Source organism: Croceifilum oryzae (assembly GCF_030814315.1).
In the GTDB taxonomy this organism is placed as follows: domain Bacteria; phylum Bacillota; class Bacilli; order Thermoactinomycetales; family Thermoactinomycetaceae; genus Baia; species Baia oryzae.
In genome coordinates, this window is record NZ_JAUSUV010000012.1 from 57,844 (window position 1) to 81,202 (window position 23,359).

31 protein-coding genes are annotated in these 23,359 nt (G+C 41.2%); 6 read left to right on the top strand and 25 right to left on the bottom strand.

Features of this window, described 5'->3' with window-relative positions:
• Positions 1–170: 170 nt before the first annotated feature.
• The 11 genes from J2Z48_RS13055 to J2Z48_RS13105 all read right to left on the bottom strand — a co-directional run bounded on the left by J2Z48_RS13055 (position 171) and on the right by J2Z48_RS13105 (position 10,189).
• Positions 171–686, bottom strand: coding sequence for a hypothetical protein (locus J2Z48_RS13055; RefSeq protein WP_307254188.1), 516 nt, complete (start codon positions 684–686; stop codon positions 171–173).
• A 79-nt stretch (positions 687–765) separates the two neighbouring features.
• Positions 766–1,698, bottom strand: coding sequence for a phage tail tube protein (locus tag J2Z48_RS13060; RefSeq protein WP_307254189.1), 933 nt, complete (start codon positions 1,696–1,698; stop codon positions 766–768).
• A gap of 16 nt (positions 1,699–1,714) precedes the next feature.
• The gene (locus J2Z48_RS13065; protein ID WP_307254191.1) at positions 1,715–2,176 is read right to left on the bottom strand and encodes a hypothetical protein; all 462 of its coding nucleotides are present in this window, start codon (positions 2,174–2,176) and stop codon (positions 1,715–1,717) included.
• A complete protein-coding gene (locus tag J2Z48_RS13070; protein WP_307254193.1) occupies positions 2,176–2,607 on the bottom strand; it encodes an HK97 gp10 family phage protein in 432 nt (143 codons plus the stop codon). Before J2Z48_RS13070 ends, J2Z48_RS13065 begins: the two co-directional genes overlap by 1 nt.
• Positions 2,607–2,984 carry a hypothetical protein gene (locus J2Z48_RS13075; protein ID WP_307254197.1) on the bottom strand — a complete coding sequence of 126 codons (378 nt, stop codon included), beginning with the start codon at positions 2,982–2,984 and terminating at the stop codon, positions 2,607–2,609. Before J2Z48_RS13075 ends, J2Z48_RS13070 begins: the two co-directional genes overlap by 1 nt.
• The gene (locus J2Z48_RS13080) at positions 2,984–3,295 is read right to left on the bottom strand and encodes a hypothetical protein (protein ID WP_307254200.1); all 312 of its coding nucleotides are present in this window, start codon (positions 3,293–3,295) and stop codon (positions 2,984–2,986) included. The genes J2Z48_RS13075 and J2Z48_RS13080 overlap by 1 nt, the downstream gene beginning before the upstream one ends.
• Before the next feature lie 4 nt (positions 3,296–3,299).
• Positions 3,300–4,238, bottom strand: coding sequence for a phage major capsid protein (locus J2Z48_RS13085; protein ID WP_307254202.1), 939 nt, complete (start codon positions 4,236–4,238; stop codon positions 3,300–3,302).
• 18 nt (positions 4,239–4,256) lie between these two features.
• Positions 4,257–5,207, bottom strand: a complete 951-nt coding sequence (locus J2Z48_RS13090; protein ID WP_307254251.1) for an XkdF-like putative serine protease domain-containing protein — start codon at positions 5,205–5,207, stop codon at positions 4,257–4,259.
• 1,416 nt (positions 5,208–6,623) lie between these two features.
• Positions 6,624–7,457 (bottom strand): phage head morphogenesis protein, encoded by an 834-nt coding sequence (locus J2Z48_RS13095; RefSeq protein ID WP_307254204.1) that lies wholly within the window; start codon positions 7,455–7,457, stop codon positions 6,624–6,626.
• A complete protein-coding gene (locus J2Z48_RS13100) occupies positions 7,454–8,881 on the bottom strand; it encodes a phage portal protein (protein WP_307254206.1) in 1,428 nt (475 codons plus the stop codon). The genes J2Z48_RS13095 and J2Z48_RS13100 overlap by 4 nt, the downstream gene beginning before the upstream one ends.
• Positions 8,882–8,893: 12 nt before the next feature.
• Complete coding sequence (locus J2Z48_RS13105; RefSeq protein ID WP_307254207.1) at positions 8,894–10,189, bottom strand: DNA-packaging protein; 1,296 nt, start codon at positions 10,187–10,189, stop codon at positions 8,894–8,896.
• Positions 10,190–10,316: 127 nt separating this feature from the next.
• On the opposite strand from J2Z48_RS13105, the gene J2Z48_RS13110 reads away from it, so the two are divergent.
• From J2Z48_RS13110 to J2Z48_RS13120, 3 genes are all read left to right on the top strand, one after another.
• Positions 10,317–10,517, top strand: coding sequence for a hypothetical protein (locus J2Z48_RS13110; RefSeq protein ID WP_307254209.1), 201 nt, complete (start codon positions 10,317–10,319; stop codon positions 10,515–10,517).
• 142 nt (positions 10,518–10,659) lie between these two features.
• Complete coding sequence (locus J2Z48_RS13115) at positions 10,660–10,938, top strand: hypothetical protein (RefSeq protein WP_307254211.1); 279 nt, start codon at positions 10,660–10,662, stop codon at positions 10,936–10,938.
• Positions 10,939–11,045: 107 nt separating this feature from the next.
• Positions 11,046–11,282, top strand: coding sequence for a hypothetical protein (locus tag J2Z48_RS13120; RefSeq protein ID WP_307254212.1), 237 nt, complete (start codon positions 11,046–11,048; stop codon positions 11,280–11,282).
• Between the two features lie 35 nt (positions 11,283–11,317).
• On the opposite strand, the gene J2Z48_RS13125 is transcribed toward J2Z48_RS13120, so the two are convergent.
• From J2Z48_RS13125 to J2Z48_RS13190, 14 genes are all read right to left on the bottom strand, one after another.
• On the bottom strand, positions 11,318–11,767 hold the full coding sequence (locus J2Z48_RS13125) for a hypothetical protein (protein WP_307254214.1): 450 nt from the start codon (positions 11,765–11,767) through the stop codon (positions 11,318–11,320).
• Positions 11,764–13,011, bottom strand: a complete 1,248-nt coding sequence (locus tag J2Z48_RS13130; protein WP_307254215.1) for a site-specific DNA-methyltransferase — start codon at positions 13,009–13,011, stop codon at positions 11,764–11,766. Before J2Z48_RS13130 ends, J2Z48_RS13125 begins: the two co-directional genes overlap by 4 nt.
• A gap of 233 nt (positions 13,012–13,244) precedes the next feature.
• Positions 13,245–13,520, bottom strand: coding sequence for a hypothetical protein (locus tag J2Z48_RS13135; protein ID WP_307254218.1), 276 nt, complete (start codon positions 13,518–13,520; stop codon positions 13,245–13,247).
• Positions 13,521–13,681: 161 nt separating this feature from the next.
• Positions 13,682–14,638: a HaeIII family restriction endonuclease gene (locus J2Z48_RS13140; RefSeq protein WP_307254219.1), complete on the bottom strand. Its 957-nt coding sequence runs from the start codon at positions 14,636–14,638 to the stop codon at positions 13,682–13,684.
• A gap of 2 nt (positions 14,639–14,640) precedes the next feature.
• Positions 14,641–15,594 (bottom strand): DNA cytosine methyltransferase, encoded by a 954-nt coding sequence (locus J2Z48_RS13145; RefSeq protein WP_307254221.1) that lies wholly within the window; start codon positions 15,592–15,594, stop codon positions 14,641–14,643.
• Between the two features lie 131 nt (positions 15,595–15,725).
• Positions 15,726–16,115, bottom strand: a complete 390-nt coding sequence (locus J2Z48_RS13150) for an ArpU family phage packaging/lysis transcriptional regulator (protein WP_307254223.1) — start codon at positions 16,113–16,115, stop codon at positions 15,726–15,728.
• A 29-nt stretch (positions 16,116–16,144) separates the two neighbouring features.
• The gene (locus tag J2Z48_RS13155; RefSeq protein WP_307254225.1) at positions 16,145–16,522 is read right to left on the bottom strand and encodes a RusA family crossover junction endodeoxyribonuclease; all 378 of its coding nucleotides are present in this window, start codon (positions 16,520–16,522) and stop codon (positions 16,145–16,147) included.
• A gap of 13 nt (positions 16,523–16,535) precedes the next feature.
• On the bottom strand, positions 16,536–16,721 hold the full coding sequence (locus tag J2Z48_RS13160) for a hypothetical protein (RefSeq protein ID WP_307254226.1): 186 nt from the start codon (positions 16,719–16,721) through the stop codon (positions 16,536–16,538).
• A gap of 3 nt (positions 16,722–16,724) precedes the next feature.
• Positions 16,725–18,029: a replicative DNA helicase gene (locus J2Z48_RS13165; RefSeq protein ID WP_307254227.1), complete on the bottom strand. Its 1,305-nt coding sequence runs from the start codon at positions 18,027–18,029 to the stop codon at positions 16,725–16,727.
• Positions 17,989–18,888, bottom strand: coding sequence for a phage replication protein O (locus J2Z48_RS13170; RefSeq protein WP_307254228.1), 900 nt, complete (start codon positions 18,886–18,888; stop codon positions 17,989–17,991). The genes J2Z48_RS13165 and J2Z48_RS13170 overlap by 41 nt, the downstream gene beginning before the upstream one ends.
• Before the next feature lie 444 nt (positions 18,889–19,332).
• Positions 19,333–19,560, bottom strand: a complete 228-nt coding sequence (locus J2Z48_RS13175) for a hypothetical protein (RefSeq protein ID WP_307254229.1) — start codon at positions 19,558–19,560, stop codon at positions 19,333–19,335.
• On the bottom strand, positions 19,541–20,290 hold the full coding sequence (locus J2Z48_RS13180) for an ATP-binding protein (protein WP_307254230.1): 750 nt from the start codon (positions 20,288–20,290) through the stop codon (positions 19,541–19,543). Before J2Z48_RS13180 ends, J2Z48_RS13175 begins: the two co-directional genes overlap by 20 nt.
• A 242-nt stretch (positions 20,291–20,532) precedes the next feature.
• Complete coding sequence (locus J2Z48_RS13185; RefSeq protein WP_307254231.1) at positions 20,533–20,727, bottom strand: helix-turn-helix domain-containing protein; 195 nt, start codon at positions 20,725–20,727, stop codon at positions 20,533–20,535.
• Positions 20,724–20,963 carry a helix-turn-helix domain-containing protein gene (locus J2Z48_RS13190; protein WP_307254233.1) on the bottom strand — a complete coding sequence of 80 codons (240 nt, stop codon included), beginning with the start codon at positions 20,961–20,963 and terminating at the stop codon, positions 20,724–20,726. Before J2Z48_RS13190 ends, J2Z48_RS13185 begins: the two co-directional genes overlap by 4 nt.
• 171 nt (positions 20,964–21,134) lie before the next feature.
• Here J2Z48_RS13190 and J2Z48_RS13195 point away from each other — a divergent pair, with 171 nt between their 5' ends.
• The 3 genes from J2Z48_RS13195 to J2Z48_RS13205 all read left to right on the top strand — a co-directional run bounded on the left by J2Z48_RS13195 (position 21,135) and on the right by J2Z48_RS13205 (position 23,276).
• A complete protein-coding gene (locus J2Z48_RS13195; RefSeq protein ID WP_307254234.1) occupies positions 21,135–21,527 on the top strand; it encodes a helix-turn-helix domain-containing protein in 393 nt (130 codons plus the stop codon).
• Between the two features lie 15 nt (positions 21,528–21,542).
• Complete coding sequence (locus J2Z48_RS13200) at positions 21,543–21,956, top strand: hypothetical protein (RefSeq protein ID WP_307254236.1); 414 nt, start codon at positions 21,543–21,545, stop codon at positions 21,954–21,956.
• A 135-nt stretch (positions 21,957–22,091) separates the two neighbouring features.
• Complete coding sequence (locus tag J2Z48_RS13205) at positions 22,092–23,276, top strand: site-specific integrase (RefSeq protein ID WP_307254237.1); 1,185 nt, start codon at positions 22,092–22,094, stop codon at positions 23,274–23,276.
• The last annotated feature ends 83 nt before the right edge of the window (positions 23,277–23,359 follow it).

Consider the following 23,359-nt stretch of genomic DNA (forward strand, 5'->3'; position numbering starts at 1 on the left):
ACCGCCTCCCTACAGGAGTCCGTGCTTGACGCTTCATTCGAGACTCTTCTTGTTTTTGCTCTTCATTCCAATTCAGTACTAGGACTTGCTTTTGTAAGGGGGTTAAGTCCGCATAGTCACTAGGTCTCATCCCGATATGACGAACGAAGAAATAAAACTCCCTTGCCGCATTACTCTTGGCGAAAGGAGTTTAGGTTTTGCTCGCTTTGTTCTGTTTGTTCGGTTTGCGTAGTCGATTCTTGTTGCTCTACTTTTGGAGTCTGCTCTTGTGGCTCGGTTTGGGTAGAAGAAGTTGATTCTTGTTTCTTTTTGTTTGCTACTCCTGAAATCTCTAAAATTCGGTTGTATGCCCCTTCGATCCACTCCGCCTTCCAAAGCTGATCGATCATGTCTTCTGTCCATTCTGGGTCAACCGTTCCGAGAGCGACTGCCTTCAGTTCTGCTTTAGCAGAGTCCCGAATCACATCTGCAGTATTCATTTCCATCTCCTGCGATGACATCCGGTCTGATGTACCTACGTTCTTACTATTCATTTTGATAGATGCGGTTTCGACTGCTTGTACCTCTGCTTTCTCAATATGGGTCAATGGACGGATCTCGATTTGGTAGATTTCTTCATCTACTCGAATCTCGTAGAACTCTCGGTATTTCTTGCCAGCTAGTAATGCAGTTGTTAGTTTATTCATAGGTATTTCCTCCTAAAAGTTGGGTTTATTATTTGCTCTCATATACACATACAATGCCTATTAAAAAAGTGTGACGACATTAGTAGGTAGGTTTATCATTTGTAATACTAAACTCGATAGGCCCCGTACCATCAGGCTTTACTAATGCTCGTAACGTAGTCGTTTGCTCAATGGAGTCACGGCCTGATAACGGTTGCTGCATAGAGGTATAAACACCCCTTGGAATAACGAGATCAATGTGATCCCCTATATGAATCTTCGTTTCAAACTCTAGTAGTTTGTCTTGAGTCGGCCCAGTAGAGTTGCCCCAAAACCGCTCTAGATGGATCGTCGAGAAGAATGAGAGGTTCATTTCCATTTCCACTAAGAATGCCCCTCGATAGGCTCTTCTTGGGAAACGAGATCCAATGGTTACTCCTTTTTCATTATCCGCACCCGTCTCAATCTTTATAGAAAATGATTGGATGTACGCCGACTCATCAAGCCCGTTCATAGTCGCTGTCACTTGGCTAGGACTATAGATATCTCCCGACGTAAACAATGGGTTGGTTTGTAAAGTAGATTTCTCATCTTTCCCACCGATAATGTCAACCGATCCAATCAGAAAGTTTGCATCTAGTTCCAAGTTCACTGCACTTACCACGCAACCAGAAAACTGATGCTCAAAGACATCTTTCCCAACCCTCGCTGTAAAGGAATCCATTAATGAGGATTGCTTGGGATAGAAACGATGCGTAAAGGATGGCTCTTTTCCAACCACCTCATAGCCCCCTAATGCCCATTTCAGGAAATACGGAAAGGCTTTGAGGTCAAACGGAACGGATAGGCTTCCCTCAGATCGATATATCCCCGGTGCTACAATCCGATCCAGCCGAGAGACTCCTTCATATATGAGGGCTTGGTCTCCAGCAGGATCGAGTTCCGCAGACTCAGGGTCAATCATTTCTGTAGCAGGAACAGGTACTCCAAACTCCTTCTCTTCACCAAATCCAAAATACCGTGCGATTGCCATATAATATCACCTCCTCTCACTCTTTTCTTTGAATACGAAAAGCAAACTCACAACTTGCCCAGTACACGTTTGAGTTAGCCATAGCTTCATAAGATGGATCGTAATGGAGTGGTCTGACATCAAACACTTTTCCATTCAAGTTGCGATTAGCAGAGATCAGATCGTACACCTGAGCAGTCAAATCCTCAGCCCGATCCTTTCCTGCCTCTGGCTCTGGATCGTACACCATCGTCACAAAAGTGAAGGTAAAATCATGAACCGCCATATGACCGCCCTTTAGGTCTGGTTGGTGTGGAGAAGGTAAGACCCATAGGAGAGGCATATCTTCAATGTTTCCAACGTCAGTTCTATCGCCATAAACAATGGAGGCGAGATCAGATAGGTGTCCCGATCTCGCTTCCTGTAGAATGGTCAGAAGTGTTTCTTTGATTTCCTTTCGGATGGTTGCTAGATTCCTCTTGTCTAATTCATAGCCCATTAAATCAATCCCACCTCCTCCAATGCTGTCTCCACAAATTCCGCTTTCCGATGTTCCGTTTGGTAAATCGACTTCTCAATATACTTTCTCCCCTTCATGCCACGGACACTTCGAGCAAAGACTGTGTTCCCTTGGCTTTGGAAGACAAGAACTTGTCCACTACGAGGGCGTATAGGCTGTCTACGAGGACCATAAACCCCTGTCCCATCATTTGTATATGTAGCATAGGCGACTGCTGTCTGCACTTTGTATCTCAGACTACTAAGTCGATTCATCTGCCAAGAACCAGCAAGTCGACCATGGTTCACAGGGGAATTTTCTCGAATGTTTCCCCATACGTCGAGTGCTGTATATTCCACCGCTTGTTTGACTGCTATAAACGCTTTTCGGGCAATCTCCCGAATACGATCTTCTTGTATATGAGCTGGCATTAGATCCTCCACTCCGATCCTGAATGAAACAAAGAGAGCTGCCGTCTCTGATATGGACGAAGTTCCCACTCTAGATCCTTTACAACATCAGACGCATTGAGGATTTTCACTGCAAACTCGCCTACTTGAACCACTTTGCTTGTTCGGCTCTGAACCGCATACCCTACGAGTTTCGCCACAGTACGAATCACAACCGATTCAATCCCCTGCCAACGAGAGTCGCTAGGTTGCACAGTCTCTCCTAAACGCTGATCTATCTCAGCAGAAATGTGGACTAGCCAAGTGACTAAAATAGAATCTAATTCCAAATCACTTACTTTGAATGTAGTCGGCTGAACCCCTGTCAGCTGTCTCACTAGAACAGATGAGCCATACATTATGCTTTACCTTTTAGTTCCGTCAGCTTGTCTAAGAGAGTCTTGCGATTCTTAGATCGCTGTTCAGCTTGCATGGCTTCTTCAATCGTAAGCTTCTGCTCTTGAACTCCTTGTAGAACTTCCTCCACCGTCATATTGCTCACATCATATTGCTTTAGAATCTCGACATTTAGAAACTTACAAGCTTGCAAGAGAGTCAGGTGTCGGGAGTGATCCATGTAAATCTCAGCCGATTGTTTCGGCGCAAAATAAAAACCGAGCCTCTCAATGACTCGGTCTGGATGTATATTTGTGATCTTTGCTTTAATCATTCCGTTACTCCCCTCCGTAACCGCTGGCAACTACGCTGGCGTTCTCATCTTCAAAATGACAATCTGTACGAGTTGTAATGACAAAGTCTGTTCTACGTGCTTTCGGAACACGATCTGGCTCTACTTTAATATCTCGATAGAGTCCATAAACTAAATTGCTTGGTGGTGCAAGCAATGCACTTCCCATTGGCATCTGCGGTACATACTCCAGCTTAATTCCTTTATACGACAACTCGATTGCTCCTGTTTTGGCTGCATCTCCTAATGCGGTTTCACGTAGCCCCAACTTCTCACGGTAATCGTCGAGGATATCCCATGTTACGTAATATCGCCACTGGGTTAAGTCTGTAAGGTATTTCTTCGGACAAGCATCTAGCATTTTCTTTAATAGACTCTCTACTTCTACATTTACAAACTGGCCAGCATTGGGAGCTGTAGCCACTCCCGTTACTCGGTTCGCCGATTTCTTGAGCCAACCATCCGTGATGCTAAGAAGCTCGTCGGGGGATGATTTGTCTCCAGCAAGGTACAAGTATTCTAAGTCTCTACCTGATGCCTCGCCCAATAGTTGCAGCACTGTATCTTCAAACTTCCCACGCTCGATATTGTCTTCCAATGTATGGTCGGTGAGACCAACAAACCCACCTAATTCTTCCGAGGTAAGTTTATTTACTGCAGTAGTTACCTTTTGCTCATTGCTAATATCCTTCTGTTCACCGCCCGTCTTTTTCAAAATACGACCTGCGAACATCACTCTATCGATTTCACGAGTATGGGAATTCATATCGAGCCGACGTGCAGATCGAAGTAAAGGGGTGGAATTCTCCACCACTCGGATAAATTGCTGTGCTTTCTGTGGAGTAAGTAAACTTGATCCGATATCAGAACGGGTAATCGCTTTAATCGTTGCGTTAAGCTTGGTTAAGATATTTTGTGTGTCCATTGATTAATCTCTCCTTAGTTAAATTCGGATGCCAAAGGCATTACGAGTAGGTGGTTCTGGATCGGCAGGCTCCGATGATACGTCTTGATCCTGTCCTTTTAGCTTTTTGGAACCAAAAAAAAGCCCATACGACTTGGACTTTTCTGCAACGTTTTCTATTTCTCTTATCTTGGAAAGAAGTGCTTCGTATTCGTCCTTCGATAAAGTAACACTCTCTTCTGCTACATCTACTCCCTCATGTGAATCTATGGCTTCAGAAGAGTTGATTGCTTCCCCTTCGTCCTTGGTAGAAGCTCCTATCTCTTCCACAGCCTTATCAACAGCTTTTTTAACCGTCTCTTCCACGAAAGATTGCATTTCCTCATTATCCATCTGCTCTCCTCCAGTTGATTCTTCTTCACCTTTGTAGACTGATAACAATTGTTTTAACTTGGCAAACAAGCCATCTGGTAAATCTTCTTTCCCCTTTGACTTCACAACTAAGAACTTGGCTTTGGGCACACACGGCTCGTCCACAAGACTAACAGCGTTAACAATCCAATCCTCTCCGAGATCCTTGAGAGTGATTCGTTTTAATGCCGTTTGTATCTCTTGATTAGATTGATTCTTCATAACAGCTTGGGGAATCCCCATAATAGAGAAGCCTGTTAGTTTGCCTTTCTTCACATTTGACCAAGCTGATTCATCCGTCACACGAACCCCTAGCATCCACGATCCTTGAGGAACAGTTACATCATCAAAGGTGAGATCCACAGGGGTTATATAGGATTCAACGAGACTCCCGACATTGTTTAATGAGTGCTGCAAGTCGATATTCGCATACTTTTCTACGAATCGATGGGCGACTTCTTCTATTTTTTCTTTGTTTACCTTGTCTCCGTCATGATCTGGCTCGTTAGGAACCAACACGGGGCCATGTACAATTCTTTTTTCATTGCTTTTATATATTACAGGTGCTATTAATTCGATACTATATCTCTCCTATTCATATTGCCTTTTGATAGGGCATATATTGTCCGTAGACATAGAAAGAACACCACCGTGAGGAGGTGTATATCAATGTTTCGTTGGCTGTTTCCAATAACTATCATCATAATTATTAACAAATGATATTCAACCACTTAAGAGTGATTACTGCCATAATCGCTCTTTTTTCAGTTATCCCTACAGATATACCATATAAGCAATTATTCTAAGGTACGATAATGTACTATTATCATACTCTAGATACGGTTAACATGGGGATTTGCGGACATGTCCGAAAAGGTCCCTCCCAATTTTTGAACGCTTCTTTCTCTACACTATATGATCCTTTTGTTTTTTTACTACATATTCCTTTAGTAAACAACTAATATGCAGATTTTCACACTATGATTGCACAGATATAAACAATATTCTAAGGTATGATAATGTACTATTATCATACCTTAGAATATTGTTAAGAAAGAGCTCTCGCAGTAATATAGCCTCTAATCCGACACCGATAATTAATGCACTCTATCACCTGTACTCTGATATAAAAATTACCTCTAGTTCTAGCTCTAATAAAGTAGGCGTATCTTATAATGCATTGTTCTTTAAATGCAAAGTAACCTCCTTCGAGAAAGAAAGGAGGGAATATTCATGATAAACATAAAAATCACGATTGTTATAAAGAGATAATTCATTTTTAGAGGGTGATTATGACGGTAATCACTCTCTTTTTATGCTATAATTTTCATTTTTTTACACCCATACAGTACAAATGGTACTGTATGGGTGTCACTACAACACTATATGGGGTTATCACCTCATTATGACTACTTTAGTTAAACTCCATATGATAAAACTATGGTTCTAAGCTTTCATACTACAGGCATACCTTGTAATTGAAATACAAAATACCTCCTTCAGAGAGACAAGGAGGTGGACATAATGATTAATGTGTATATTAACATCACTATTACAGTCAAAAAGTAGCAAATGGATACTGAGAGAGTGGTTATTAGGGTAATCACTCTTTTTTTCATTGCTTTGTAATTTCCATTGAGATACGTCCAAATACAATACTTTAGTCAAATTACGTGAGATAATAGTACACTATCTCACGTAACTGCTTTAATTGGATGACGTTTGATAATAGTACATTATCGAACGTCATCGCTTTAATGGATAACGCTCTATAATGTATATTATAGTGAGTTATCTCAGGTTGGGATAATAAACTATATGTCACTATACTTACAAAATGAACCAAATTCAGTTCACTTTATTTCATGATTTTGAATAAGTTTCCACCATCCAAGTGTAACTTTAGTCAAATACGTGAGATAATGTACTATTATCTCACGTAACTGCTTTAACGGGATGACGTTTGATAATAGTACATTATCGAACGTCATCCCATTATACTGTCTCACCACGCTTAGGAATATAAGGCCGTATCCGACACCGACAATGAATCCATTCCCTCATCTCACCAGTCCGATCACATGGGAAAAATAGTCCATTGGAGAAACGCTCATACAACCCCACCACTTCCCCATGCATCTTCACATGATTGGCTTTATCTTTCGGCTTACTACCCCTGACTCGCCTATCTCTAGCGGTAATCCATTGTTTATATTTGACCCCGAACTCGCTTAACGTTTCGAAAATCCCCTCATTCTGAGCAGAGTTAATCTCCGTTCTAGCGATCCGCTTTAGACGGTATTCCTTGATCTGATCAAACTCCCTTTGTAGCTCCTTAGACGCTTCCTCTATCCCCAATCCCTTTTTATACGACTGAGACAAGCTTCTTGAGAAATCGCCTATAATCCGATCTGACGTATTCCGACTGAAGGTATATGACTGGTTCCGTAACCTCCCATATGTCCAGCTGTCGAAGTCCGAATAGGAATAAGAAATTCCATTCTCTTTCAGATCATCAAAAGCGAATATTCTTCCTCGTCCAGCACTCTCCATTGCATTATTAGCCACAACCTTTGGTAATTCGTCTTTGAGATGTTTGAGAAACTCCTCAACAAACAACAGTCGTCTAACTGGATCTTGCGGAACATATCCCATTGAGACAAGCTGAGAGATCATACGATTCTCTACTCCCACAAAGAGCTTCCAGAGCTGGCGTTCAAGCTTTTCCTCAGCTACTAACAACCCATCTTCCACCTGTTTAAAAGCAGGTAGACAACCACAGTCTGCTAGAAATGAAGTAACCTCCTCTAGCATCTTCTCTGCCCTCATTTAGTTACCACCTCTAGAAGTCGCTCATGAAGTGATTTGATCGACTTGAGTAATTCATCTGGGGAATGAATAGGAGGCTTCCAGCTTTTCAACTGATCAATCGGAACTCCGTTAATGTATGGTGAATCCATCAAAGGATGATCCATTCTCACTTCCCCTATGAGTTCTCTCACCTTGTTAGGAGTAATCGCTCCCATGTTGAACTGTCTAGAAAAAACCTCTGTTTGCCGCACTTCATCTCGATTATCAATCTCATTGAATTTAAAAATCCAATCACTAACTCCAAAAGCATTGAGAATATGTTTATTTAGACGAGCCTCTACCATTTCTTGACGAGGATTAATGATAGACTGCTTATAGATCTCAGTCGACTCTTCTGCTGTAGAACCACCTAAGCTACCATCTTCAGATATTCCGATACGATACGACGGGACACCATGACTGGATAGAACTTCGTCCCTATTGTCTTTCCTGTACAAGCGAAAAGAAGCCTCCTGCACATCCACAGCAAGGGCTTGAAAGTTAAACTCTACTTTTTCTTCTCCACCAGAAGCAGTCAACACTAACGTGGCATGTCGGTTCTCTTTGAGATCCTTTTGGAAGAATCGTTTAATCATGTCTTCCGTATCCTTGTCCAAGTCCGCGCCACTGACGGTAACTGCGTAGGCTGGTATCGCATGATTTTCAAAGAAGGAGATGTTGAACTCTTCCCGTTCCTTATCCCCTAAAATCGCTCCCAGTGCAGGAAGGACATCTGGAACACCATAGTAGTCACTTCGTGGTGAGTAATTTAGAATATGAATGATCTCCGTTGCTCGCTCATCATAAGAAAGCCCACCTAATGCAAACTTCTCTCCTGTTTCATCATGTACATCCCACGGAGCCCCTGCCCGTTTAAACCATCTCTTCTTTGTACCCCTGATTTGTAAGAACAACGAGTCGTCCACATGTCTGCGCATTGTATGAGATGGAATATGCTCAATCCCGATTAACTGTTGGCTTTCATCTCGAATCAGCTCTAAGTATCCATTCCCTGTTGCTTCGAAGTCTTCCATCCATTGACTTAATACTTCCCCTAATGTCTTTTCAGGATGAAGACTGTTAAGAAAGGGAAGAACCGATTCCTTCTGTGATTCGTTTGGATTTTCTATCCCTTCCATCGGCTTTAGCTTCCAACCTAGACCTACCGTATCCCTTGCTTTCACTTTCACAGCACGGTAGTGGTACGTGTTCATCTCCATTAGCTTTGCCAATGCTTCCACGTTATAGAGTGGCTCTACAACCCCTCGCTCACCATACTCATTTATAAATACATCGGAGGGAATCTGCTTTGACATTGATTTAACTGAGTACCGTTGTAAATAGTCATTGGTAATCACTTCTCCATCCTTCAATACATAAGCTTTCACTTGTGATTTATCCATATCCATCCCCCATTACACGACTCTTGCCTTCACTTTCGCTTTTCCTTTGCCAAGCATCAACTCAGTTAATGCCCAGACTAAGGCATCCATTCTATCTGGTGACTTTGCATGCATAGGCGACCACGTACACATTTGATCCTCTAGCGTTCCCAAGCTCCCTATATGATGCACACGCCCTTGTTCATAGAGAGCTGCCACAGGTTCCGCTCGGATGTATTTCCCACGAGAGGCATGGACTTTCTTATACGCAACCATTGGATCGACAGTTCGAATCGTATGTTCTACAAGATCTCCTCCGTTATTTGCTTCCGCCACGATTCGGTCTGCTTGGTATTTGTAGTAAGCAGTAACAGCCGATCTTGCCCATCCATCAGGCGACCCTTGTAACGACAAATCATCCAGTACATAAGCGTGGCCATCTACTCCCTTACCCACGACAATAATCCCTGTCTCGTCTGATCCTTCTTCACTCGTGACTGCTGGATCAATCCCCACAATTACTCGAATCAATTCAGGGTGATGTTTCACTCTCAAATCATCCAACTGCTGTCGCTTCCACAACGCTCCTACTACATCGTCTAAAATCTCCGCAAAAAGCTCCTGCCTGCCAAGTCGTGTACCTTCATACTGGTGCACGATTTGCTCAAGGAAAGCAGGAGCTAGGTTATCCGAATTCTCAAAGGTAGAACCTCTTGTAATCGAGGTTGTACTTGATTGGACGATCGTTTGGATCAATGGAGTAGGTTTCGGTGTGGTTGTAATGACTGCTCGTGGGTTTTCGCCGAGTCGTAAGCCAAACATGAGCATGTCCCATGTTTCCTGCGGATATTTCCAAGCGGCGAGTTCGTCGCACCAAGCCAACTCATGCTGTGGACCACGTAATTGTTCAGGATGTGCCCCTGAGAAAATAGTAGCTATCGCACCGTTCGGCCATTCTACACGACGTTTACTTGGGTAATAAGTCGGTATAAACCAAGGTGGACTAATGGTAAGAATCCCACTCTCTCCTTGAATCATCACATCCCTTGCATCAGCTGGCGTAGGAGCCACGAGAGCCAATCTCTTTACCCTACCTGATCGGACTTGATCAATTACATACTCAGCCCCCGTGCGAGTCTTTCCGAAGCCACGTCCCGCAAGCAGGAGCCATGTCCGCCAATTCCCCTCTGGTGGTAGTTGGTTCGGTCTTGCCCAGAACTCCCAACTATAAAGGATATTATTAACTTCTTTATCGGACAAACCGTCTAGTAGTTCTTTTCTTTCATGTATTGGAAGTTGACTTACAATGACGGCTAAACTCTTGTCCAACGTGCGTCTGCCTCCTTATTTCTGACGAAAAATGAGTGATAAACCGTTTACTTTAATGAGTTAACGAGGTAACATGTTAGTGTAGTAAATAATACTAAAAAAGTAAAAATAAGGGGATTTAACAACTATGAAAAACAACCAGCCAACTGAATATGAAGTAGAAAAGGGTATAAACTGGTATATCACGAAAGATCAAATTACCTTTTTACAACATTTAATGACCTCCTGCCCTATCAATCTCGCAAAAGAATTTCCGCACGAATTCTTCGATATCCCAGAAGAATTAGAGCAATTACGGCTTGAGCTAATTGACCAAGACCCTGAATAAAGAAATTATCTAGCCCTTCGGGGCTTTTTTCGTTCTCTAGATACATTCGTCTCAATTGTGTCTGTTCGCCTGAATTTCTTGCTGTTTCCTACATTCAGAGCTATTGTGTCACATGCAAGAAAAAAACATAGGGGATGAATATATGAAGATCATGATCGCACTCGACATACTATTTAATGAATGTACAAGCTTTGATGAACTAGCAAATTCTATTTATAGCGAGCAGTATGAAGGACACTATTTCCAAGATATAACCCTTATTACTTCCAAAAATGACTGCAATGCGACGTTCGTCCTCAAAGCTGGCTTTCCCATACTCAAAGTGCATTGCTATGAAGAGGAACGTTACGATCTCCCTAAAACCCTTGAGCTTATTAGTACTATTCCCCTCAACGATTTACTTGACTTTGAAGGGGAATAGGATTTATTTGTACGATACGAGTAAGTAGGTAGATATTAAACAAAATAGTAAAAAGCCTCCTGCTCATCATCTAGAGTAGGTAGGCTCAAACAGTAGGAGGAATACGAATGGAAGAAATAAAAAACGATGAGTTCCTAGAATGTAAAAATTATAAGGAGCTGTTCGAAGCCATTCATTACAAGAAACACACAAAAGTTGTTTTTAAGGATTTAACCGTACTCTTCTCAGATGAAAAAGTCTTTATTACAACGTCAGCAAATCCAACCCCTATAGCTTTTTTTGACATCGATGAAATTTACAATCACAGAATCCCTATAAAGAGAATTATCGAAGCTCTATGTTAGAATCACCTGATTACTTCAGCCTTACTAGCCCTTAATCAGGGCTTTTCTTCTCTCTTCTTAGCTAACTGTTCCAACCGATCCACCAACATTTGCTTGGGACTGGACACCTCTATAGGATTGCCATCTTTGCCCGACACTTCGTGCTGTGTCCGTCTCCCCCATCTCGCTGGATACTTCCGTTCTAACCTCCAAGCCGCCGCCTGCCAATTCGTCTTCGCTGACTGGGCGATCAATGCTACATCTCGCATTTCTGCCTCAGACATGGCCTTCCCCACAGCATCAGCAAACTTCCTGTATTGATTGCTTGCAGGAGCACTTGCTCCCTTCTTGAGCCAATCATAAAGCGTAGTCTTGTGAATGCCCACGAATGCCGCCGCAGTCTCCATATAATTCCCCATACGAAGGCAATCGCAAATTTTCCGCTGTATATCAGGCGTTAGCTTAGTTGTACCAGCGGGTCTCCCTCTACCTTGATTCTCTTTCATTTACTAGACTCCGCTTTTACTGCGTTGGAATAATTATCTTCAACCGATAGTCTCGTCGCCTTTTGTCCTGTGAATTCTTCCCATCGTCTGACAATCACATCACAGTATATAGGGTCTAACTCCATACTATAGCAAGCACGATCCGTTTGTTCTGCGGCTAGTAGTGTGGAACCTGATCCAGAGAACAAATCCAGCACGATTCCTCTTGGCTTACAGGAGTTTTGAATAGCCTTTGCAGGGAGCACAACTGGCTTCATGGTGGGATGTTCCGCATTCCGTACTGGTTTGTCTATTTCCCAGACAGTCGACTGCTTTCTATCCCCATACCAATTGTGTGGTGACCCCGATTTCCAGCCATAGAGGATAGGTTCGTGCCTCCAATGGTAGTCCGACCTACCAAGTACAATCATGTTCTTGACCCAGATGAGACATTGCTTTAACTCCCATCCTGAATTCCTCATCGCCGTCCTGAAGTTAACACCCTCGGAGTCAGCATGACAAATGTATATGCCGCCCCCCTCTTCGGTGACGGCACACATGTTCGAGAATGCATGGTATAGAAACTGATAGAATTCATCATCGTTCATAGAGTCATTTTGGATCGTCAATTTATCTTGAGTTTTTCCTGTGTACTGGACATTATAGGGAGGATCGGTAAAGACCATATTAGCTCTCTGACCATCCATCAGCTTCGTTACATCCTCTATTCGAGTTGCATCGCCGCACATCAATCGATGATTACCTAATAGCCAGATATCGCCTGCTTGTGTGACAGGATCATCAATCTGATCCAAAGCTTCCTCCTCATCAAAATCGTCCTCTTCTGGTTCCATATCCGATAGAAAGTCACTTAGGATTTGATCGACCTCTTCTTCGCCAAAACCAGTTAAGTCCATATCTAGCCCTGATAACTGTATATCGTCCAGTAAGCGAGCCAACTTATCAAAGTCCCAATCACCGCCCACTTTGTTCAAGCCAATGTTCAAGGCTTTCTCTTTATCTTCGTCTAAATCCACTATGGAGCACTCTACTTCGGTAACTCCCTGCTCGATCAATACCTTGAGCCGTTGATGACCACCGACTAAATTCCCAGTTCGGGAATTCCAGATGAGGGGTTCAACAAAGCCAAATTCCTCTATCGATTTTTTTAGCTTTTCATACTCTGGATCACCCGACTTTAAATCGAGTCGTGGATTGTATTTAGCTGGATTGATCTGGTTAATAGGCACACTTTGTATTTTCATTTTCATCACCTATAAAAAATGGCCAAGCCATTAGGGCCTGACCAAATTGATATATATATAACAAGGGGAAACAAACATGATTTGATACTATTTCGCACTTACTATCTTATCGTGATTTCACTATCATTTGATGCCGAATTACTGCCAAAAAACTGCCAGATTTCCGACCAGCTACAACTATTCTGATCATGACTGAGATAGTAGCCCTAGAAATTTCTAGGGCCACCCATATTCTATTCTGGCTCGATAGACCCTACAATTTCGCAAATTATGCTATCCACTCTATATAAAAATTCCGCATCCATACACCGTGGACCTTCCGGTACAATTTGTAAATCATACGGTTCGCAGTTATACATTTTTTTCGCTAGGGTGCTAAATTTTTCTTCAAATACTTGGTCATCGATTTGATCCGCGAATTCGATCAAAAATTCCGCTTCATCCCGTGTAAGTCTCGGTGCCATCATGGTAATCGTTCTCGTCATTTTTTTAAATTCATACTTATTCATTTTTTTGTAAATTTCCCCTTTTTTGGTTTATTTTTCCTTTTATATATATTATAGCTCAAAAATATAGGCATTGGAAGTTGTATCTGCATTCAGACAAACTTCAGACCCAACTTCATAAAAAAAGGGCAAACCCAAGGGCCTGCCTGAAATAAAATATATAACTATCGCCAAGACTCATGGTGTATATAAATCGATGACGGTAAACCCTCTAGTCTTACATCTAACTTTAATGAGTTCTCCACTATTCGCGAAGCATTATGAATCCGACAACTAATAGACCAACCCTCATCACAAGGTACCATAGCCGTATTCTCTGAATCATCTTGTATATGAGATCCATAAAATTTCGTTGGAAGCTTTATCTTCGTCATTTTAATTTGCGGTTGGATACTCTTCGATTTCTGATTTAATGTTCCACGTAGATTAAACCCTTGTATTTCTGTGATTTTCTTCGATCTTTGTACAATCAGCTTATAGAAATCTTGCCTTCCTAAGAGGTAACTCAATAAACGACCTGGTATCTCTCCAGGATGTTTTTCATTGAGTCTATTTAGTTCTTTTATAAATGCTTGTAAGACAGGCAGATAGTATTTTTCATTTTTATCCGCCAACTCAGACCAACGTTTTCCTTTATACTCTTTCTTTATCATTCTAAGCTCATCAAAAATGGGTATGATTTCTTGAAAGTATTGTTCAGTACATGCAACTTCAAGCCATTTTTTACCAAAGTTATTGGTTCCTGATAACCTAGGGTGCTTGACAGCATCGTGATTATTTTTGCAACTTACACCAATTTCCCAATTTTCATTAGGTCTTGATATAAGAACATCTCTAACATCACCAGACTGACCTGCAACATCACCTTGAATTGAAATTTTGAGCGGCACCGAACCTTCGATTATTTTTGGCTCTAGCTTAATTAAAACATTTGTTCCAGTTCTAGCAGCAATCAAAGTTTCCTTCTGGTAGTTTTCCTCCAAAGATTCAAACGAACTCTTTGCAGTTAGGAAGGCTTCCGATTCAACTATTATTACTTCCTGATTAGAACTAACTCTTTCGTGAACAGACAACAGGAAGGCATACTCCAATGCCCTCCCATTTGTATTTTGCTTTGCCAATACTAGATCGCCACCTTTTTCTTCATATTGATAGCTTCCTCCAAAGTTGAATATAACTGTTTCGCTATCACTTTAGCAAGAGTTGGTGGTACAGCATTTCCTATCTGTCTGTACTTAGAAACAAGATTCCCAACAAATTTCATATCTCTAGGGAATGTTTGAATAACCGCTGCTTCTTGCCAGCTAAATCTCCTTGTTTTTCCCTCTCCAAACATCCATTCATCTTGACCGATTTTTATCATATCAGGACTCGAAGGATGCAATGTAATTTGCTTTGCCATTGCAGGGATAGTGTATGATCTATCGATCCAATCTCTTTTTCGATTCCTACTCATATATCGAGATGAGAATGGTGCTTCACATACATCCGATGGATCTGGCTCAGGTATTCCCGCTAGAGCTTCTTTTAATGTAACATAGCCTGTTGGTTGAGGAAAAATAAACTCAGCCTCCAGATCTTTTCTCAAACCAACTAATATAACCCGATGTCTGTCCTGTGGAACACCATAGTCTGCAGCATTTAGCAACTGATAATATAGTTTATACCCTTTTGATTCAAAATCATTGATAATCGCCTCCATAATCACGCCATTACCTAATGTTAGTAGACCTTTAACATTCTCTCCTACAAAAGCTAATGGTTTCTTTTTTTGTACCACATTGACAAAATATCTATACAAAGTATTACGGCTATCATCTAATTTCCGAGGTCCTGAAGCACTAAATCCTTGACAGGGAAATCCGCCTAAAACGACATCACAATCAGGAATACTCTCCAATCCAGTTTTCTTAATGTCTGAACAAACAACTTCAGCATTACTCCAATTTCTATGAGTTTCACAAGCGTCTGAGTCAATATCGTTAGCCCAAATTGTTTTAAATCCTTCTGATTCAAATCCCATGTCTAAACCACCAGCACCAGCAAACAAAGATACTATATCAAAGTTACATTTCATCAGCTAAAATCAACCCCTCTGGAAATACACAAACATATATTCTGCAATTATAGCTTACAATCGCTTATCTATATACTGCAAAATATAGTTTATATATTAGACTCATATATGGAATTACCTTCATTACTTTATTAAATCAGATTCAACGTATAGGCTACCTTATCGATTGCTTCTTTCTTAACTCGATAATAACTCCGCTTACTCCAACCAATCCTGTCACACACTATCTCATCGTTCTTCCTCATACGAGTGAAGTATCTCTCTTCAACCAATTGTCTCTCATCCTCATTTAATATTTTCAAAGCCTGCTCAATTCGCTTTAACTCCATTTCTTTCTCTGCCCGTTGCACCGCATATTTTTCCGTGCTTGATATGTATTCTTTCTGACCCCCATGCATCGGTTCACCATAATGTGAGGTGCAGGAAGGGTACTGGTATTTTAGATCCTCCACGGCCACTTTCAGGATTGGATACTTTCTAAGTCTGCGCTCCACTTCTTTCCGATAACTTGGTTTTCTCACTCACCTCTGCACCTCCACCACCCTGCAACCTAACTAGAAATCTGAACCCATACCTCTACTCGTTCCTCATCTTTATGATCTACAAATACTTTTTCTGTTTCCTTTAGGTATCGCACTATATATCGATCATCCTCGTATACAAGACGATTGAGTGCGTCCTCGATTCCCTTTACATAGTTAGATAGATCACCATCTAGACCGCCTTTTAGATAGACCTTGCAACCGAACTCAATCGGGACTTTCTTCGGGATACATTGCCAGCTCTCTTTCGCCATAGCTTGTCTGGCATATAGCTGGACAACCTCTTGGTAAGCTAGATATCTCTGAGCATCTGTCCTCACGTATTTTCCCCGACGTGTCATTCTTGTGTAAGGGACAGCTCGTCCCTTAACCGTGAAATGTAACATGCCATCCCTCCACTCACCACATACCTCGTTCTTTCATCTTCTTTTGTATTCGTATATATTCCGCACAAAGCTCAACATATAACTGTTCAGCTTTCGGCCGTTCTCCCTCAGAAAGAAATGGATTATCTAGGTAATCGGCCCCCTTATGAATTCGGTTCTCTAGCTCTTCATATCGCTGTTGTAATTCTAAATTGGTCATAATCTATAGCTCGTCGAAGCGTTGAATCCAGCCTTTGAACGCATACCTAAACTCATTTACTCCAACATCCCTACCCTTACTTATTACCGATTGAATCACTTTCGCTCCCATATGATCTCGACCTGGATCGGTATCCTCTGGATCTTCCCAGAGAAATTCGACGACATCCGCATCCTGCTCGATTGAGCCTGATTCTCGCAAATGCTCCAGCGATGGTTTAATCGCTTTTTTACCCTCTCGACTCATCTGGCATAGCAAGATTACTGGGCAATCGATCTCTATGGCTAGACGTTTTGCCGCTTTGGTTACCTCTCCTATCGCCTGTGCCCTCGTTTCGCCCTTCTTGGTTTGGATATTCATAATACCCAAGTAATCCACGAAAATGGCTCCGATTCGCCCGTGCTTCCGCTTCTCCTGTCTGGCCACCGCTCGTATCTCATCAATGGTCACATTTTTTGCGTCGGCAATGGAGATTGGAAGCATTTCTAGCGCATCATAACCTTCTTGTAAGTGCTTCATATCGCCTGCTGTTAGATTCTTAAGTCGGAGTCGGTTGGCACTAATCCCTGTCAGGCTCGCAAGCATCCGGTTAAATAGCTGTGGGCGTTTCATCTCCTGCGACCATACTAGACACTGTCCTTTGCCCTGTGTGGCGATACCTTGAATCATCTGGAGCATTTTTGCTGTTTTCCCGACCGATGGACGGGCGGCCAGTATGTATAGCCAGCCTCGCCCTAGTCCACCCATCCATTCATCAAATTTAGGAAATCCAGTATGGATTAAGTCGTCTTTCTTGCCAAGATAGTCAAAGTATTCTTGGCGAGCGTCTGCGATAGAGACTAGTTCGTTATTCCCCGCTGGTCTAAGCGAATCTGAAAGTTTCTCAATGGCTTGTAATATGTCCTCTTCCTCGGAAAATTCTCCCTCAGTTGCGATTGATTTTATCTGATCACCTAGATCCATGATTCTTCTCTTCAGAGCATGCCTATGAACAATTTCAGCATAATATCGAGCGTTTTGTGCAGTAGGTACAACGGATGCTAGTTCCGTCATATACGTTACTCCACCTGATTGATCCAGCTTTCCGTATGTCTGTAGCCGATCTGTAAGGGTAACCAAATCTATGGCTCGGTCACTCTCGTGCATGTGCTTCATGACGGTATAGAGAATCTGGTGCGCCCGAATGGAAAAGTCCCTCGGCTCTAGCTGTATAGCCAGATCATCCATTACTCTGTCATCTAGCAAAATCGCACCCAGTATGGACTTCTCAGCCTCCGCCTGTCGAAAGTCGATGTTCGTGTAAGTCATGTAACTCTATTCCTCCGTTCAGCCATTTTTCCAGTAGGTCTCTGTCTGTTTCAGGATCAAATCCAGCTGATACGAATTGCCCGACTGCCTTCTGTAGATCAAAGCTTTTAATCCGTTGTTGTTCTCGTTTGTCTTCCAAGCGGATTACTTGACCTTGCTTTTGATTCTTACTCATCCGATCCTGTAGCTGATCAAATTTGGCTCGCAGTGTACTAGCTGACAGGACATTTCCCTGCCAGAAGGTATCTGTTGTCGCAAAGTTAATCACATCGTGTATCTCCTGCTTGGTTCGTTTATCAAGCTCTACTAGCTTTCGAAACTCGTCCGCCCATCCGTTTAGATCATCAGGAACTCTCGCATTCGGCTTCCAAGCGAGGATTTGCTTTTTGAGATACTGGGCCATTTTCATGTATGTGGAGTCATCGTCGTAAACGTTCTTCTTTTTTTCTTTTTGTACTTTCTTCTTTTTCTTTGTCTTATTCCGTTCGTCGCCGTTAAGGGCTTCGCTATCTTCCTGAACTCCTTGGTACTTCTCATAATGAATCACAGTAAATACCGTTCCGTTATCCGTTTCGTTTATGGTAATTAAACCAGACTTACTTAGGCGGTCTATGACTCGTTTTACCGTAGAGATAGAAGGCTTTATATAGCCTCGTTTTTCCTTGAATTCTAGATCATTAGCTAATTGCCTATATGATCGAATCCATTGACCACGCTTCAAGTGTATGCCTTTGTGATCGATGCCTTCTTCTACGAAAACAGAGCGTCCAATCATCAGGGTAAATAAACGAAAGCCTAGTTCGTCTTTAAATACCTCATGTTGAAAAATATCACGATAGATTTTAACAAATCCACTCACTCGTTCACCTCTTAGCATCCAGACCGTATGATCCCATTCAAGATCTGTCATCGTCGTAAACGTTTCGTTTGCGACTATATTATTTTTTCTTGTTATACATTCTTTACATTCTTATTCTTGTTCCGTTAACGTTCCGATAAATCGCCGTTAAGCGTTCCGTTAAAGGATTTGTTACAAGCTGAATCCTTTGATACGACTAGCATTACAGAGGGTAATTACTGTTCCGAATAGCGTTCCGTTAATCATCACTAAAACGAAACTAAAAATGAGCGTTTTATAGTCGATAGGGCGACTCAGTCACCCTATCTGTTAGCATCAGATTAATTCCCATTTCTGTCTAAAAGGCTTCCATATCGATCCGTCGCATGGAATTCACTTCCAATGAGGCTATAGTACGTATTTCCAACTTTTAGTGTTTGTTCGGAATCAGTATTCCAAGAATCCTCATAACGCTTTCGGTATGGTGTATGTTTCCGTGGTCGATATCTCATTGGTATCTCCTTCCAACATTCTTCTTGCTTCATCAATCATGAATCTCATGTCAGTAAATTTTCTTGATACAAGGCTGTACAACTCTTGCTCGTTATATTGAAATTGGACTAATGCATCCCCAGTTCGATGAATCTCTTCTTCTAGGGCCTCTAGGTTTGCTCTAAGCAGGTTTATCGACATCTTCTGGCCCTCCTGCTGTTTCTTCTGGCTCAGTTTGGTTGTAAAAAGCTTGCTCAAACTTCTTGAAACTAAGCGGAAGAGTAGAAGGTAATTTTCGACCGAATGCATGCTCTGTTCGATCTCCAGCCTCCCAGCTTTCATCAGGCTGAGTGCGAATCACTCTTATAGACCCCTCATTCGTCCTAACGCTTTCCGCATATATAATAATGTCGACCATTCCGAGTACTATATCCCTGCCCGATCTAGGTATTGAAGGAACTGCTTTATTGATTGTCGACATTTTGTTTTTTATTTCCGTCATATCGACATGACTAGTCATAACAAGTCCGTATGGGAGTAAAGAAAGTTTTCGTATCGCCCGGAAAAATTCATCCTTTATTAACTGCCAACCCTTACCATATGCAAGATCACTCTCGTGCTGAATGTTGTGCTTCTCCTTTACGAATTCCGCACAACATTTCCAGAGGTTGTCGATTGTATCGATTACAATCGTTCGATAGGGATGTTTGCCCTTGCTAAGCTCGGCACACACTTTCACGAACGTTGTCCAATCAGGTACTTTCACTTCGTAGCAGGACAAGGCCTCAAGCCCAGGTTCCGTTGCCAAAAATAGGGGATTGTCCATCCTACTACAAAAGGTCGACTTCCCAATCTTTGGTTGGCCATATAACAAAATAGAATAATCTTCCAACCTCTGTTTAGGCTGCGTTTTTTCTGTAGGTAGTAGCATAATATGTCTCCTCTGTATTCAGTTGTCTAAAGAACGTTTTTTTGGTATTCTAGTCACATCTTTGTTTTTCCAAAGTGTTGTTTTAAAGGCTCGCTTCTGCAAAAGCGAGTTTTTTTATGTTCTTTTTTCTTCAATCGCTTTACTTCCTTTCCTTGTTATAGTTGCTCTTCTGGTATGTATCATTACCTCCAAGCAGTCACATGGTATACTGGCTTTTCACACGAAAGCAAGTCTTTCTTAGCTTATGAAGACATTTCTTCTTGTTGATCCAACCACTGAAAAAATGAATCTCTTTGTACCCTCTTCAAACGACCTTTACGAATCAGCGGAAAACCCGTTTCTTCCATCATTTCATATGCCCTCTGTTTCGATACTTTTAATATGGTAGCGATATCTTTTGCTCGTAAAATCAAATCATACTCCTCAATCTTTGTCATAATGCCTCTTCTCCTTTCCAGACCCTCCATCTAAAAGCGTAATAGTGTAAAAGGGTCTCAACGTTCACTTCTAAAATCTCTGCCAATTGATATATGTTTTCATACGGTGTTTTCCTCCTACCTCCTTCGATATTCGAATAGAAAGCTCGTGAAATTCCTAATAACTTTGCTACTTGCCTTTGTGTCAGTCCCACTTTTTTTCGATGGAACTTTAAAAAGTCTACTATATTATCCATTTAATTCCCCTTCTGTCTCCCTATTGGAGATTATTTTATTATTCCTTATTCCATATGTACCGTCAATCAACCATATACAGGTAAATAGAACCAATTACAATATTATAGTTCCCATATGGAGCATTTTGTTGTAACATAACGGAGACACAGATACAGAGAAGGTGAAATAAGATGGACATTTTTGGACAACGTCTTAAAGAACTCCGTTTAATTAACGGCTTTACTCAAGAACAAGTAGGCGATCTCTTGAATTTGAGCCGGAAGACGATCCACGGATATGAGAAGCTGGGAAAAATGCCTCGCGAAAGTTCTTCCTTAGTGGGAATTGCTCGGCTTTTTAACATATCTCTTGACTATCTTTTCGGTGTTATTGATGAGCCGAAAGCACTTAAAGAAGAATCCTTAGACGAGAAATTAGCAAAAGATCCATACCTACAAAAAATCGTGTCAGAAATTCAAACTAATAAGCGTCTGCCAGAAGAGCAAAAACTACGCATCATTGAGGCAGCATACGCTAGTTATCGAGAATCGTATGAGCTAGAATCCCAATCTAAAAAATCATAAAAGGAGAAATGACATATGATACATTCATTTTATAAAGGTGTTGCACATTTTGTAGGTTGGGAAAGAGCTCTCATCATAAAGGAACTTACTACTGCTCTAGCTAGTGTCTTCGCTACCCTTCTATTTGCTTCGCTCTTTTTTAGCTGGCTATTTATCCGAGCGAAAAAACAGTCACTCGCTAGAGATGTAATTACCCAAATTCAACCATTCCAAGGAAAGCCTGTGGGACATTATTCCATTCGTAATATTTCACACGTAATTCAGGCTTTTGATGCCCTTATTTGTATAATTAATACAATAGTTCTAAATAAAGTGATTACAGTTAAAAACATCAAACGATCACGATACATGTTCTTTGGTGCAATCGGATTTATGCTGATATTTATTTCAATAGTATTTACGACTTCTACAACCTTGTTTCTTTTGTAACTATAGGTTCATTTTAAACAAAGCTGATGATTCCTTTATTTAAAGGCAATCATTAGCTTTACTTTTAGCAACACAGTGTTTAGTGTGTCTAAACAGGAGCACTTAACATAATTAACACCATGGAGGTAAATAGACATGAGAGGATATATTCGCAAACGAGGCAACACATATTCATTCACAATTGATATAGGTAAAGATGAACAAGGAAAAAGGATTCAAAAAGTCGTAGGGGGATTTAAAAAAGAAAAGGAGGCTGAATTGGCCTGTGCCAAGATGATTGCTTTGCTTGAAAATGGGGGATATGTTCATCCAAGTAAAACAACATTAGGGGAATATCTAATTGAGTACATGGAGAATCATTCGAAGCATGAAATACGACCATCCAGCTTTCAAACGCAAATGATTATATTAAAAAAACGTATTATACCAGTACTGGGAATGATAAAACTCCAGAAAATCACTCCATTGATAATCCAGAAATTTTATACCGAGACTCTCGAACAAGGATTCAAGGCAACATACGTCAAAAGCATGCATGCAATTTTGAAGAAGGCACTTAAGAGAGCATTTGAGTGGGGGATGATTGAAAAAGATATTGCATCACTCATCAAATCGCCTCGCATCCCTCCACCGGAAACAACCGTCTGGACTAGGGACGAGATGAACAAATTTCTTTCCATAGCAAAGGAACGAAAATTATATGTTGTATATGTTTTAGCAATCTATACAGGAATGCGCAAGGGCGAAATACTAGCTCTGAAGTGGAAAGATTGTGACCTAGATCAAAGAGAAGTAACAATAAATAAAACATTGACTCTAGTAGATTACAAGCTAGGCTTTGAAGATCCAAAAACTACACGCTCTAAAAGGATTATTTCCTTACCAGAATTTGCTGTAACTTGCCTTAAGAGACATAAAGCACAGCAAAATCAAGATAAGCTAAAAATGGGAGCAGGATATAAAGAGAACGATTTAGTTGTAGCAACAAATGAAGGAAACCCTCTATATCTCACATCTATAAACGCAGATTTTAATGCAATAATAAACAATACATTTCTTCCTAAAATCAGATTTCATGATCTAAGACATAGTCATGCGACACTTCTATTACAAATGGGGGAAAATCCAAAAGTAGTGTCCGAAAGACTCGGCCATGCCCATATAGGAACTACGTTAGGTACATACTCACATATCCTGCCTAACATGCAAAAAAACCTCGCTGACAATTTCAATTTGATTATGGGATCTCCACCAGAAAGGACAGATGAGGAGGATAATTCAACGACAGGTGGTCAAAATGTGGTCAAATTCAACTTTTAGATAATAAACAAGGAGCATAAACCCTTTAATATCAAGGGATTATGCTCCTTCATAATTTCAATGTTACAAAACACAAAGTTTAG